This is a genomic window from Staphylococcus sp. LCT-H4 (genome assembly GCF_001866145.1).
Classification (GTDB): domain Bacteria; phylum Bacillota; class Bacilli; order Staphylococcales; family Staphylococcaceae; genus Staphylococcus; species Staphylococcus succinus.
Genome location: NZ_MODY01000001.1, coordinates 259401 through 274871, shown reverse-complemented (window position 1 = coordinate 274871; position 15471 = coordinate 259401). Strand labels below are relative to the sequence as shown.

Genomic DNA, 15471 nt, shown 5'->3' with positions numbered 1-15471 from the left:
AGATAAATACTTTATATTCAAAAGTGCAAGCGTTTAATAATAAAAATACACATCCGTGTATAAACGGATGTGTATTTTTTATGCTTTTTAATATTGAATAGTAATTTTAAAAGGGGATTAGCATAATTTAATAGTAGATATTACCAATTTTCAACATCAGTACGTTCACCTTTAAAATTATTTGAAGTTTGATGGCGTTCTGCGAGTATTTGTTCAACATCATCAAATTTTATGTCTAAAGCTTGTAACAATACAAATAAATGATACATAAGATCAGCAGTTTCATTTGTTACTTCACTTTTATCTGACTTCATAGCTCCTATAACGACTTCAAAGGATTCTTCACCGAATTTTTTAGTGATTTTTTCAAGTCCCTCATTGAGTAGATATTTCGTATAGGAGTTATCTTTGTTTGAGTTTGCGCTAGTAGCAACAGTTTGTTCTAATTGTTGTACTTTGAAGGGGACATCCGTATTAAAACAACTTTGACTACCTGTATGACATGTAGGGCCATTAGGTATTACATCAATTAAAATAGTATCTTCATCACAATCCAAATAAATATTTTGAACAACTTGGGTATGACCAGAAGTCTCTCCTTTTGTCCATAATCGCTGTTTAGAACGTGAATAAAAGCATACGACACCATCCACTAGTGTTTTTTTATAAGCTGCTTCATTCATATAACCAAGCATTAAGACTTGCTTTGTATTTACATCTTGCAAGATAGCAGGTAATAGTCCTTTGCTAAAATCAGGTTGTTGTTGGGTCATCTTACTGGAATACCTCCTTGTGACATCGTTTTTTTAATTTCATCAACGGTTGTTTCTTTATCGTGTAAAATACTGGCTGCTAGTCCTGCAGATACATCAGTCTGTTTAAATAAATCAACAAAATGGTCTGCGTTACCACCGCCTCCAGAAGCTATAACAGGGATATTAACAAGTTTTTCGATTTCATGTAAATGTTTTACGTCAAATCCTTGCTTCATACCGTCATGTGTCATACTCGTTATGAGTAGTTCCCCAGCACCTAATGTTTCGACTTTTTGCACCCAATCATAGACACGTATATCTGTGCGTTGTTTACCACCATGTGTATAACAAAAATAGTCATTAAGTTCGCTGTCGTAATTGCTATCGATAGCAATACAAATACATTGGCTACCGAACTTTTCACTGGCTTCTTTAATAAATTGTGGGTTTTTGAGTGCGCTAGAATTCAAGGATACTTTATCTGCCCCATGATTTAATAATTGTGAAATATCATCTAATGTTGAGATGCCCCCACCGACAGTGAGTGGTATGAATAATTTTTCAGCAGTCTCTTCAATGACATCAAGCACAAGGTCATGACCAGCCTCAGTGCGAGAAATATCCAAAAACACCAGCTCATCTGCCCCCTGATCGTTATAATACATGGCATAATCTACAGGGTTGCCGATATCGCGCAATCCTTTAAACTGAATCCCTTTAACTACACGGCCGTCTTTGACATCTAGGCAGGGAATGATTCTTTTTTTTATCATGAAAGGCCCTCCCAAAAATCAGGGTTATGGGCAGCTTTACCAACTATTGCAGCATCTACACCTAGCGTTTCTAATTGAGCGAGGTCATCTTGATGACGTATCCCTCCGGAAGCAATAACAGGTTTTTGAGTAGCTTGAACTAATTGTCCTGTAATTTCAAAGTTAGGTCCTGATAGACGACCATCTTTGGAAATATCAGTATAGATTATGCCACCAAGCGGTAAGGATTCAATTTTATTAACTAATTCAAATAAATCAAGTTGTGCATCTTGTTCCCAACCATTAATTTTCACTTCGCGACGATAAGCATCCACAGATAAATATAAACGGTTAGGATATTGATTAGTCATTGTTTCTAACCAATCTAAATCTTGAATGCCTTTAGTCCCGATAATACAATAATCTATGCCATCTGCAAAGTATTGCTCGATAGTATCTAAACTCCGTATGCCGCCACCAACTTCCATTGGTTTTTCCGTAAGCGTACGGAGCAGTTTAATATAATTTTGTTCAACAGAAGACTGTTGTTTGGCACCGATTAAATCAACGATATGAATACGGTCTACACAATCAAATTGGTTGTAAAATTTAACGCTTTCTTCAGCGCTTCGTGCCATTTTTTCTTCTGAATCATATTTACCTTCTGTAAGTCGAACACTTGTTGCATTGATTAGATCAATTGCTGGCCAAAGTTTGATCATTTAAGAAACCGCCTTTCAAAGCTTGATTGAGTATTGTTAAACCATAAGCACCACTTTTTTCTGGGTGAAATTGAATCCCTATATAATGTTTATATTGCACAATTGCCGGTACTTGTGTTCCATAATCAGCATAAGCAACAACATGTTCAGACATCTGTGCCTGGTAAGAATGGACAAAATAAACATCACGGGTCAATTGAGGATGGTCGCTGATTAAGTTGTTCCAACCTAAATGTGGTACTGGATAAGGTGTTTGGATAGGAACAATATTTCCAGGTAAAAATTTAAGTCCATCTACATTACCTTCTGCGCTCCATTCAAATAATAATTGCATACCGAGACAGATACCGATAATTGGTTTATCTGTAATATTTTTTAAAATAGTTTTAAGTCCACGTTGTTCAATTGCTTGCATCGCATCTTTAAAGTGTCCTACGCCAGGTAGTATGATGATATCTGCCGCTTCAATTTCACTTTGTTTATCAGTTAAAATCACGTCATAACCTAAATGTTTTACAGCACGCTGTACATTCTTAATATTACCTAATCCATAATCAATGATGGCAATCATTCAATCACACCCTTGGAAGATGGTGTGCTGTCATAATCACTATCAGATAGAGCATCTTTGAGGGCACGTGCAAATGATTTGAAAATCCCTTCGATTTCATGATGTGTGTTACCGCCACGTAATAAATCAATATGTGTTGTAAGTCGAGCATTAATTACCAATGCTCGGAAGAACTCTTCAACAAGTTCTGTGTCAAAGGTACCAACTTTTTCTTTACTTAATTCTGCATTGAAAGAAAGGTAAGGTCTGCCGCTAATGTCTACCACTGCACGTGCAAGTGATTCATCCATAGGGATATAACTTACACCATATCTTTGGAAAGCTGTACGTGATTTAACCATTTCTAATAGAAGTTGTCCGAGTACAATACCAATATCTTCAGTAACATGGTGATCATCAACTTCCGTATCACCATTTGCCTCAATGGTGATAGTCAATTTACTGTGAAAGGCAAAGAGTGTCAACATATGATCTAGGAAACCGACGCCTGTTTGGATATTACTCGGACTATTATCATCGGCTATAGCAATTTTTAATTGTGTTTCGGCAGTATTACGTGTTTTTTGATAAATCATACTGAGACCTCCAATTTTTTATGAGTTCCTTTAATTCGTCTAATTGTTCATCTGTAGCAATAGAATAACGTACATAGTCAGCCATTAATGGTTCATCGTATAACCTAGGAAGAAAACCATTTGATTTTATATAGCGTCCTAAGTTATGGGCGGCATCACCTTTAGTCAATACAAAGTTTGTGGCTGACGGATAAACTGTCATAATGTCAGAAACTAAATCAGTAAACATTTGACGAAGTTTTAAAGCTAATTGTCTTTGGTGATTCACGAAATCAGTTGTCATTTTTGGATGTTCAAACATATATATAGCAATATGCAATGTGATTGTATTGAGCGGGTAGGGGTGCTCTAATTTTTGTGTTTGTTGTATTGTATTTTGGGTACTAATTAATACACCTAATCTCAATCCAGCAATACCGAATGCTTTCGATAAAGTGCGCATTTGCAGGATATGCGGTTGCATCGTTAATTCATAAGATTCTCCGAAATCTAAATATGCTTCATCAATGACAAAATACCCGCCTATAGCTTTCATTTTGTCAGAAATTGCCTGTAAAAATGCTGTACTATATTGAATACCAGTTGGATTATGCGGATTGCTCATGATAAAGAAAGCAGGTTGAACTTCATCAATGCGCTGCAGTATACGCTCAAGACTAAAGCTTAAATCTGGTTCTGCATCTACAAATTCAATAGGGCGGTCTACTTGTGCAGCATAAGCTTGATACATGAAAAAGTCTGGGTTTAGAGTAAGTGCCGGGCCTTTAGGCATAATCAGCATTAATTTTTGAATTAACTCATCAGATCCATTGCCTGCAATGACTTGTGCTGCAGAAATATTATAGTATTTAGCATAAGCTGCTTTAAAACGCTCATATTCATCATCAGGATAAAAATTAAATGAGGCTTCTTGAATAAGTGTTGCTAGTTGTGCTGCTGATAAAGGGCGTAGTGGGCTTTCATTTTTGTTAATTCTTATCATCAGTAGACTCCTTTGTTGTTCGGACTTTGATAGATTGTTCATGGTTATAAAGTGCTTCCACATGTGCAAGATCACGTGCGGATTTTTCAATTTGGTTAAAAGTATCTTCAGATAGATCTATAACTGAATGACGTGTTAAAAAGTCATTTACAGATAAACCGTTTGTGAATCTAGCTGTTTGATTAGTTGGTAACACGTGACTTGGACCAGCAACATAATCACCGATAACTTCAGGAGAATAGTGACCTAAGAATAGCGCGCCAACGTAACGGACATGTTGTAAATAATCTCGCGGTGAAGCGGTTTGAATTGATGCATGCTCTGGTGCGATTTGATTCATTAAGTCACATGCAGCATCAAAATTATCCACTGAGATTAAAAAATGATTGTGTGCTAAACTTGCTTCTACAATCGGTTGACGCTCAATCTGTGTCAGTTTGTCTTGGATACGTTGCTCTAGTTGTTGTAATAAACGTGTATCTTCACTAATTACGAATGTTCGAGCTAGTTCATCATGTTCAGCTTGGGCAAATACATCGTATGTGATTGCATCTAAGTCAGCTGTATCGTCGATAATTAAAGCGATTTCGCTTGGACCAGCAATTTGATCAATACCGATTTGACCGAATAGATATTTCTTTGCATAGGCTACATATTGATTACCTGGACCAACGATTTTATCTACTTTTGGAAGTGTTTCGGTACCATAAGCTAGCGCTGCAATACTTTGTGCGCCTCCCACTTGAAAGACACGATCCGCGCCAGCAATATAGCAGGCAGCTAATACAATATCTGGTACCCCGTCTGATTGTGGTGGTGTAACGACAGAAATATTTTTGACACCAGCGACTTTAGCAAGTGTGACGGTCATTAATACTGTAGAAGGATAACTTGCTTTTCCACCTGGCACATAAACGCCTACCCGTTCTAAGGGGTGATACATTTCATAACATTCAGACGAGCCTTGTTTGTCTGACCATTTAATAGACGTTTGATAAGCTTTGATACGGGCGTGGCTTTGTTGAAGTGCACTGCGCAAATTTTCATCTATATTGTTATAGGCTGTTTCTAAATCTTGCATAGGTATTTCAAGTTCCGGTGTAGTGACATGATCCAGCTGTTCGTTATAATTTCTTAAGGCTTGATCACCATGATATTTAACATTGTCACAAATGTCTTTGACGATTGGATATAAATCTTCATTTAATGCAGATTGACTTAAATAATCATTGAGAAATGTGTTTTTATTTATAATCAACGAGAGACACCTCCAATGTCTTAATTAAATCATCAATCTCACTAGATTTTTTGAAGTAAGATTGTTTATTAGTAATAAGCTTAGCGTTTATATTTTTAATAGTATCTTTTTCAACTAAACCATTTGATTTTAATGTAGTACCAGTTTGAACAATATCTACGATGCCGTCTACCATATCAACTAAACAAGCCAATTCGATTGAACCTGATAATTTGACTAGTTCGACATCTAAACCTTGTGATTCAAAATAATTTCTTGCTGTTTGAGTATAGGAAGTTGCAATTTTCTTGAAATGAGTAGTTTCAGGTTTTGCAGCTAAGGCAAAATGACAATCACCAAAAGGCAAATCGAGTAAGTTGTTAATTGTATAATTGCCTTCTTCTAAAATATCACTACCTACAATTCCTACGTCTGCAACACCTTGTTCTACATAAATAGGGACATCACTGCCTTTGACTAAGACAAATTGGATATCTCTTATAGAAATAAGCAGTTGGCGATCTCTTTGCTCTAGTGCAACTGCCATTTCATTAGCGTTTATATCATTTAAATAAGCAATAAAACTTTTAAGTAATCTACCTTTTGCTAAAGCTACAGTAAGCATGATGTTCTCTCCTTTAAAATATGAGTTAAAGTATAAATCCTAGTCCAAAACCTTCTAGTTGACCTTTGTAAAACCCTCCGGTTAATTGCTGTGTTTTATTATTTTTAAGATGACATCTCATAAATGCACCTTTGTAATATGAACGTGGTGGTTGAGGCGTAATATCTAAGTGAATATCGGTAATATTTTGTGATTTAAACCATTGTTCCCAACGACGTAAAGCTTGAATCGTACGGTGATCGTGTGGAAAGAGTTGACTTAATAAATCTAATTGTTCTGTCGTTTTTGTTGTTAATAGTTGAACTACAGGGTGTGAGATACTCAACTGCGATGTCAGTTCAGATATATTGCGTTCTTGTATTAACTTTAATATTGATGAACTCTGTTCTTTTGGAGTCAAGAGTAAATCAATTAATTGATAGTGACCGAGTATAACAAAATCTATATCATCATTGAGTGTTGTTTTAATATAATCATAAAATGTTGTAAAGTCATTTTGCATATCAGTTATAGTTGGATTGTAATGTTCGATACCTAGCTGAGTATATACATCATTATCACGAACAATAGGTCCTGTATATGCGACACTTTGATATTGCGGCGGGTAATTGCTGTAATAACGTAATAGTTGATCGGTAAAATCATTGCGGAGCGCAAAGATGTGATGGTCATGTTGCCAGAAACTACGCTCAGTCATTTGTTGCAAATCATCAGTTGTAAGTGTTTGCCATGACAAGGATTCAATAAAGCTGAAATCTACAAGATGATATCCAGCTTGTTGAAAATGTTTTAAAAAGGCTAATTCGTATTCTTTATTTTTGATTAAAGTTGTTGTATCCATGGTATGACCACCTCTTATTTATTTACTTTGTCTCTCTACCGAACTAAAGTATTTGCGATAAACAATACTTTAACACAGTTATTTTTTAAATTCAATAAATATTCAGAAAATAATGGTAAGGGTTTATATTTGCAATGTATTATATTTCTGATTAAGTGTGTGAATTACCAAATATATACAAAAAGATAAGCCAATCATAAGTTCGGCCTAGCGCTTTGTGTGCGGTAATTTACCACGGATTATGACATTTAACATTTCGTATTTAAAAAGGTAGGTGTATTTTTAAACAACACTATGACCATAGTCTAAATATTTTTGCATTTCTTCTTGAGGAACCATGTGCCCACCTGTTGCCCAAACAATATGATTAGCATTTTCTATAGGAATACCATCTATTAACGCTTGGTTGATTGCACTTGAAATACCAGCAAAACCTGAAGCGGCGGAAGGTTCTATAAAAATAGCTTCTTTTTGATGTAGCATATATAAGTACTTGTACATTTGATTATCCTCCACTGTACACGAACCATATAATAGTGTATCCATAATTTGTCCAACTAAACGAGAAGGGCGAGACACTGCAAGCCCGTCTGCATCTGTGCGCCCATCTAATCCGATATCTGATACAGAAATTTGATCATGCCTTTGTGTCATCATACCAAGCATCATACAGGGTGCATGTGTTGGTTCTACAAAAACACAATAGACATGTGTACCCAATATTTTATTTAATCCAAATGCGACGCCACCAGGACCTCCACCGACACCACATGGTAAATAAACAAATAATGGGTGTTGAGCATCAATTTGAATATTTTGAGCTTCTAATTGTGCTTTGAGGCGTAGCGCAGCAACTGTATAACCCAAGAAAAGATCTACAGAACCCTCATCATCCACAAAATGACAATTTGGATCATCTTTAGCTATTTTTCTACCTTCTGCTACAGCGAACTGATAATCAGATTGATGTTCGATAACGCTAACCCCTCGAGCGTGCAGTAAGTCTTTTTTCCATTGGCGTGCATCGCTAGACATATGTACAGTCACACTGAAGCCTAACTTAGCACTCATAATTCCGATGCTTAGACCTAAATTACCAGTAGAACCAACTGAGATATTATATTTGCTGAATAATTGTTTATAATAGGGTTCGTCTAACTTGGCATAATCATCTGTCCATTTGAGATTCCCATGTTTCATAGCGATTGTTTCAGCAAATTTAAGTACTTCATATATGCCACCACGTGCTTTAATTGACCCTGATATAGCGAGGTGACTATCACACTTTAACCACACTTTACCAGAGCTTCTCAATTTTTCTGTACGCGCGATTTCGCTGTGCATATTTGGTATTTGCTTGAGCGGTGATTCAATGATGCCTTGGTCTGTTTCAGTTTCTGGAAAAACCTTACGAATATAACTACTAAAACGATCAAGACGAGCAGCAGCATCTTTAATATCATGGATTGAGAAAGGGGAAGACGCAGGGGCTCTAAAGTTAGGATTCTTCCAAAAAATAGGCGTATAGTTAGCTATGTCATTAATTAAAGGGAAATCTTTTTTTAGCTGTACGTAATCTGTCATGAAAATCCTCCAATAAGTTATTATCAATTTTTTATGCGTTTACAATAAAAATTATAGCAAATTCAGAAAAAAGTATGTAAAGGTTAACAACGATAAAAAGAACTGATAGATGAGCTATAAAATGTTCTATCAGTTCTTGATTTAAAGGTAATAATAATAATAATTACGCTTATTTTTTGAAAGAATTACGAATTTTAGAAAACCAACTATGCTTTGAATTGACAGGCAATCCTAGAGGTTGCGTAATTTCATTTTTAAATTCTAATCCGCATTCTGTAGCTTCTTTCATCAAGTAAGCTTGGGAGTTCAAAGGTGAGGCGCTATTATTTATATAATGGTAATTACCATATTGATCTTGATAACGTCCTTTTTGATTATCTGATAATTGAAGTTGCAAGTAATCTAATAAGCGTTTAGCAATAGATTTGCTTTCGATAGGAAACAAAATCTCTACACGTTTAATCATATTACGTGTCATGGCATCAGCAGAAGATAGATAGATTTTTTCATCACCATTATTATGGAAATAGTAAATACGGGAATGTTCTAGGAAGCGACCGATAATACTAACAACCTCGATATTTTCGCTAATGCCAGGGACACCTGGTTTTAAGCAACAAATGCCACGAATGATTAATTGAACTTTAACACCTGCACATGAAGCTTTAAATAGTTGCAGAATAATATCTTTATCTGTTAAAGAATTCATCTTCATGATGATATGTCCATTGCCGTGTTGACGGTGGGCTCTAATTTCACATTCAATACGTTCTAAAAAGACATCCCTGATATCAAAGGGGGCTACGATAAGTTTGTTATAAATAGGTTTGACTGAGTATCCGCTCAAATAATTAAAGAATTTGATTGCATCTTCCGCGATTTCCTTATCAGTTGTAATTAAACCCATATCTGTATAAATATTCGCAGTCTTATCATTGTAATTTCCAGTACCTAAATGAACAAAAGAAGTCAGTGTGTTATTAATACGTTTGACAACAAGTGAAATTTTACTGTGTGTTTTTAAGTGAGTCATGCCATAAATCACATGGCAACCAGCATCTTCCAACATTCTTGCCCAATGTACATTGTTTTCCTCATCAAAACGTGCTTTAAGTTCAACGAGTACCGTGACTTGCTTTCCTTTTTCAGCGGCTACTTTCAAACTATTAATAATGGGAGAATCTTTGCTTACACGATATAAGGTTTGCTTAATTGCAATTGTGTTGGGATCATCGGCGGCTTCGCGAATAAAATCAACAATCGGTTCAAATGACTCATAAGGATGATGGAAGAAAATATCTTGTTTTAACGCAACATCAAATATATTTTCATTACCTAAATCTCTAGGTAGTTGAGGGACATATTTGTTGTATGTTAAATGATTTAATTTATGTGATAAATGACCTACTAAGTCAAAAAGCATAGTTAAATCTAGGGGGCCATTCAAGAAATATACATCTTCATCCTGGACTTCTAATTGATTCATAATCCAAAGAATATCTTCATTAGTGGCATGTCTTCCATCTACTTCTAAACGTACAGCTGTACCGCTTTTACGCTCTTTTAAGAAGCGTTCTATTTCGATTAATAAATCTTCAGCACCATCTTCATGAATAGTTAAGTCGGCATTCCTTGTTATTCTAAAAGTAAAAGTATTTAATACTTCATATCCTGTAAATAAATCATTAATAAAGTAAGTAATAATATCTTCGACCATGATAATATATTGTTTTTCACCTTGATTTAATGACCAAAAACGAGGTATTAGTGATGGAATCTGGACAATTGCTGAGTTAATTGCATCCTCAGTATCTATATCAACAAATATATTTAAACTTTTATTATTTAATTTGGGGAAAGGATGATACGCATCAATACCTAGCGGTGTAAGTGTTGGTAGTATATCCTTTGTAAATTCTGATTGTAATTGCGGTAGAAGTGACTCAGGGAGTTCCTCTGGTTTAACAATTTCAACATGATACTGACGTAATTCGTCTACTAATTCATTATAACGCATGTATTGTAATTCTACATTTTTCTTATTTTTAATTTTAATTTGTTTAAGTTGTTGTAATGGTGTTAACTGCGATTTATTTTCAGGTTTGTTGTATCCCAATTTAACTTGATCTTGTAGGCCAGCTACACGAACCATGAAAAATTCATCTAAGTTAGAGCTGAAAATTGAAATGAAGTTAAGTTGTTCGAGGAGAGGATTATTTTTATCTTTGGCTTCTTGTAATACACGATAATTAAAATCCAACCAACTCAATTCTCTATTATTATAATATTGTGGTAAATTGAAATCTTTTTCTCCCAAATTTCTCTGCATAGCGCTTTTTACACCTCTTATAGTCTAAATTACATATTGTGCTACGTATAACATAGCATATGAGTTTTAAGATTTTGTAAAGATTATAGACAGTTCCGTTTTTAATATTTTTTCAATATGTTTTTTCTGTCTTTGTGCCTGATATTCTTCTGCAATAGGTTCTCCAGAATAGTAAACATATAGCGTATAACCGTCGTTATTGTGTTGTAACTCAATGCGATCAACTGAATTCGTGTGCGAAATATTTAAAGCGTTCACGAATTTGATAATGCCACCTAAATATTGAATATTATCGAGCTCTTTACCACGTAACCATTTTGTTTCGTGACTAAAGAATTTTAATAGCGATTTATTCTTGAAACTGGCAAGTAGTGCGAGTTTTACTCTATCTTCATGAGAGAAGCCATCAATCATTGAATTGGCGATAATATAATACGTATGTGGTGAACTTGAATCAGCATCTATAAAGCGACCTAAGTAATACAGAAATGCACCTTCGGCAAATAATCTCACTTCATTTCTAGATACTTCTAATTGATTTAAAGCAATCAATTGATTTAATAAGGAATAGGCTAATTTAGCACGTTGTTCAGCACTTTCTTCCTCAATGCCGTATTCATTAGCTAAATGATATAAAGCATCTTTTCTAATATTTTCTTTTTTAAATTCTTCAGGATGACGTTCACTAATTAATTTCATAGCATAACCTTCACGTAACCCTTTACGCGAAAAGGTAAACTGTGTTGCATTCATTTTATTGAATAAAGTCTTGAATACGGCAACAGCTGGTAAAATAATATCCACGCGGTCTCTACTTAATCCATCGATATCTTTTAATTCATCTCGCGAGCTTTTTTTGATAATTGAATAGACTTCCTCAATATTATCTTCAACCATTGTATAATTATGTACACCCCCAATAGGGTAGGCATGTTCAGATTGATGAATACGTGCTACGTTACGTGCTGATCCTCCGATACCAACTAATCTGACTTTTTGATTTTTAATCCATGCAAGTTGATCAAATTGTTTTGAAATAAATTTTTCCATAGATTTTATTGCTGCTTTATCATTATGTTCTTTGTTTTCAAAGAACTTTCTTTTTAGCGTAACCACACCAAATGGAAAACTGTATGCTTCTATTAATTTTTTATCTTTAAATAAAGTGACTTCAGTCGAGCCACCACCAATATCCACAGATATACCATCATTAATATCTGTTGTATGCGTAATTGCATAGAAACCATAAAAAGCTTCTTCTTTTTCTGGAATTATTTTTATATGAATATCGAGCTCTTTTTTTATATGAGTAAGAATAGTGTCATGGTTTGAAGATTGTCTGATGGCAGCTGTAGCAACAGGGTGTAATTCATTAACTTTGAATTTTTCAGCCACCTTTTTAAAGCTATATAATGCCTTAGTTAATACCGAAATACCTTCATCGTTCATGGATAAATCCGGAGTTAAATATTGACTTAATCTGGCAGGTGTTTTTATGTTTAATATTTCGTTTAATCCTGTTTTAGTATCAAATTCAAAAATAACAAGTCTAATGGTATTTGAACCAATATCTATTAATCCTATACGTTCCATGGTTGCCTCCTATACATATATGGTTAAATACTTTTATGTATATGTTTACCCGTTTATTACCTTAATATTACAGTAAATAAAATAATTTGAACCAAATATATTAATTGTAATTAAATAAAAATTAGAATGAATTTACGTTTTAATATGTAATAAAATTTTAAAAGTAAGATAAGCAATCGAGAGGAAGGTGTTTCTATGCTACGCAATAGCATGCCTCGCGATTGCTTATTTTGTAAGAAAATATAGTATAGTGTTTAATGTTTAATCATTAATGGCCCCCCTGGACCAAGTGGCCATCCTAATAAATACCAAATAATCATAAATAATGGCCAAACAATACTTAGAATAATGGTATAGGGCATTAAACTAGATAATAACGACCCTAACTTCATATTGTTATCATATTTTTGCGCATAAGATAATAACAATGGTAAGTAAGGCATCATTGGAGTTATTGGGTTACTGATTGAATCCCCTATACGATAAAGCATTTGCGTAAAAGCAGGATGAAATCCTACAATCATCAACATTGGTACAAAAATAGGAGCCAAAATGCCCCATTTAGCCGAAGCACTACCGATAAGTAAATTAATCATAGCACTTAATAATATGATACCTAAAATGAGAACGACACCGTTTTGATCTTGAAGCAAGGCAGCCCCCTTAACAGCTACAATAATACCTAAATTACTCCATTGTAGAAAAGCGAGCAATTGAGCAGCAAAGAATACGATAACGATAAATGAACCCATAGAAGACATTGAGTCAGCAAGCATCTTACCTAAGTCTTTTGTACTTCTGAATTTTTTCATCATAACGCCATAAACTAGTCCAGGTACTAAAAATAGTATTAAGATGAGTAATCCAACGCCGTTTATAATTGGAGCATCATTCAGTAAACTGCCAGTTTTTGCATTTCTTAAAAAACTATTCTGCGGTATAGAACAGATAATGATTAGTGCGATAACTACAAAAAAGCTAATATTAGCCCAAAATACCGCTCGATTCTCTTGTGGTGTCTGACCGGAATTGGCATCATTCACCTGAATGTCAGACTGAGATGCATCGAATTTACCGAGTCTTGGAATAACAAAGCGCATGGTTACCCAATAAACAGCAGGTAATAATACGATGACGCTAGCAGCAATAAAATACCAATTCATAGCTACATTGATATGTACATCATCAGAAACTATTTTTGCTGCAGGCTCCGTAAATGAATAGAGCAAAGCATCTGACATACCAATCATGAAATTTGCTGAAAAGCCTCCAATAGCAGCGGCATAGGCCATCGCTAGTCCTGCGATAGGGTGATAGCCTAACTTAATAAATACCATTGCTGTAAGCGGAGGTAATACAATTGGAGCAGCATCACCAGCAGCATTTCCCAAAATACCAATAATTATAATAACGGGTATGATAATTTTTTGAGGTGTTTTATGTACAACTTGAACCATGAGCTTATCAAAATAACCAGTTTTTTCAGCAACGCCGATACCAAGCATAACTGCGAGTACTAACCCCAGTGCTGGAAATTCCGAAAAATTCTTAATGGCATCATTGAGAATCATCGCGAGTCCATCTTTACTTAAAATACTTTTAATTGTGATCGTATCACCAGTACCGGGATGTTTAACAGTAATATGAAATAGTGAGACAAGCCATGTAAGTATAGCGAGACCCAAACACATTAAAAAAAATAAAATGCTGGGATCCGGTAACCGATTTCCTACTTTTTCAACAATGTTTAAAAACTTATTTATAAAAGATATCTTTGCTTTCGAGTTATTAGCCATTGTATCGACCTCCCAAACAAGTTAACGAAATTATATCAAATTATGCATGTAAATAGAAAGAATATTCAGAAAAATTTCATTAGAAAATAATTGTTTATTGCTTTTAAGGTAAATTTGATGTGATTTAAAAATGATTCGCTATAGATTATTAAGGAGAATAGATGAGAGACGTTTTAGTAACTTGTAGAAAGGAAATACAGGTAATGATGTGATAATAATAAAGGAGTTGTGATTATAAATGGGAAGATTAGATCATAAAGTGGCAGTACTCACTGGTACAAGTACGGGAATTGGCGCAGCAACAGCCCAAATTTTGGCTAACGAGGGTGCACATGTATTAGCGGCAGATATTTCTGATAAAGTACATGATATCGTAAAAAAAATTAATGAAGCGGGTCAAAAGGCTTCCGGGTATGTTGTTGATATCTCTGATGAACATGCTGTAGAACGTTTTGCCGAATCAGTTAAAGAGGACTACGGTAAAATAGATATTTTGTTTAATAATGCAGGGATAGACAATGCTGCTGGACGTATACATGAATACCCAGTTGAAGTATTCGATAAAATTATGGGTGTTGATTTAAGAGGTACATTTCTAATGACGAAATTCTTTATTCCAATGATGATGGATCAAGGAGGCTCTATAATTAATACTGCTTCATTCTCAGGCCATGCGGCAGATTTAAATCGTTCTGGATATAATGCCGCTAAAGGTGGTGTTGTGAACTTTACACGTTCAACAGCGATTGAATACGGTCGAGAAAATATTAGAGCAAATGCAATTGCACCGGGAACAATTGAAACACCACTTGTAGATAAACTTACGGGGACGGCTGAAGATGAAGCTGGAAAAGTTTTCAGAGAAAATCAAAAATGGGTAACACCACTTGGTAGATTAGGTACACCAGAGGAAGTGGGGAAACTCGTAGCATTTTTAGCTTCAGATGACAGCTCATTTATTACAGGTGAGTCAATTACAATAGATGGCGGTGTGATGGCATATACATGGCCAGGAGAGATGTTAAGTGATAAAAGTTGGCAACAAAACATTAAATAGTGAAAGAGTTATTGTTTTTAGAGTTTAAACATTATGTTTACTTAAAAAAATA

Annotated in this window: 12 protein-coding genes and 1 pseudogene; 1 reads left to right on the top strand and 12 read right to left on the bottom strand. The window is 34.8% G+C overall.

Features of this window, described 5'->3' with window-relative positions; translation table 11 throughout:
* Positions 1–140: 140 nt before the first annotated feature.
* The 12 genes and pseudogenes from hisF to BK821_RS01305 form a co-directional block, all read right to left on the bottom strand.
* Positions 141–1528: pseudogene (gene hisF, locus BK821_RS13570) on the bottom strand (imidazole glycerol phosphate synthase subunit HisF).
* A complete protein-coding gene (gene hisA, locus BK821_RS01355) occupies positions 1525–2229 on the bottom strand; it encodes a 1-(5-phosphoribosyl)-5-((5-phosphoribosylamino)methylideneamino)imidazole-4-carboxamide isomerase (RefSeq protein WP_046835872.1) in 705 nt (234 codons plus the stop codon). The pseudogene hisF and the gene hisA overlap by 4 nt, the downstream one beginning before the upstream one ends.
* Positions 2204–2800, bottom strand: coding sequence for an imidazole glycerol phosphate synthase subunit HisH (hisH, locus tag BK821_RS01350; RefSeq protein ID WP_071331017.1), 597 nt, complete (start codon positions 2798–2800; stop codon positions 2204–2206). Before hisH ends, hisA begins: the two co-directional genes overlap by 26 nt.
* Positions 2797–3375, bottom strand: coding sequence for an imidazoleglycerol-phosphate dehydratase HisB (gene hisB / locus BK821_RS01345; protein ID WP_071331016.1), 579 nt, complete (start codon positions 3373–3375; stop codon positions 2797–2799). Before hisB ends, hisH begins: the two co-directional genes overlap by 4 nt.
* Entirely contained in the window at positions 3353–4357 is a 1005-nt protein-coding gene (locus BK821_RS01340) for a pyridoxal phosphate-dependent aminotransferase (RefSeq protein ID WP_071331015.1), read from the bottom strand. The genes hisB and BK821_RS01340 overlap by 23 nt, the downstream gene beginning before the upstream one ends.
* Positions 4344–5612 (bottom strand): histidinol dehydrogenase, encoded by a 1269-nt coding sequence (gene hisD / locus BK821_RS01335; protein ID WP_235602276.1) that lies wholly within the window; start codon positions 5610–5612, stop codon positions 4344–4346. The genes BK821_RS01340 and hisD overlap by 14 nt, the downstream gene beginning before the upstream one ends.
* Entirely contained in the window at positions 5602–6219 is a 618-nt protein-coding gene (hisG, locus tag BK821_RS01330; protein ID WP_071331014.1) for an ATP phosphoribosyltransferase, read from the bottom strand. The genes hisD and hisG overlap by 11 nt, the downstream gene beginning before the upstream one ends.
* A gap of 25 nt (positions 6220–6244) precedes the next feature.
* Positions 6245–7060, bottom strand: a complete 816-nt coding sequence (locus BK821_RS01325; RefSeq protein ID WP_046835866.1) for an ATP phosphoribosyltransferase regulatory subunit — start codon at positions 7058–7060, stop codon at positions 6245–6247.
* Between the two features lie 282 nt (positions 7061–7342).
* Complete coding sequence (locus BK821_RS01320; RefSeq protein WP_071331013.1) at positions 7343–8644, bottom strand: D-serine ammonia-lyase; 1302 nt, start codon at positions 8642–8644, stop codon at positions 7343–7345.
* Positions 8645–8813: 169 nt separating this feature from the next.
* The gene (locus BK821_RS01315) at positions 8814–10973 is read right to left on the bottom strand and encodes an RNA degradosome polyphosphate kinase (RefSeq protein ID WP_071331012.1); all 2160 of its coding nucleotides are present in this window, start codon (positions 10971–10973) and stop codon (positions 8814–8816) included.
* Between the two features lie 66 nt (positions 10974–11039).
* A complete protein-coding gene (gene ppx / locus BK821_RS01310; protein ID WP_046835863.1) occupies positions 11040–12566 on the bottom strand; it encodes an exopolyphosphatase in 1527 nt (508 codons plus the stop codon).
* Positions 12567–12820: 254 nt separating this feature from the next.
* On the bottom strand, positions 12821–14362 hold the full coding sequence (locus BK821_RS01305; RefSeq protein ID WP_071331011.1) for an AbgT family transporter: 1542 nt from the start codon (positions 14360–14362) through the stop codon (positions 12821–12823).
* Positions 14363–14600: 238 nt separating this feature from the next.
* Here BK821_RS01305 and BK821_RS01300 point away from each other — a divergent pair, with 238 nt between their 5' ends.
* Positions 14601–15419, top strand: coding sequence for an SDR family oxidoreductase (locus BK821_RS01300; protein ID WP_071331010.1), 819 nt, complete (start codon positions 14601–14603; stop codon positions 15417–15419).
* Positions 15420–15471 lie beyond the last annotated feature (52 nt).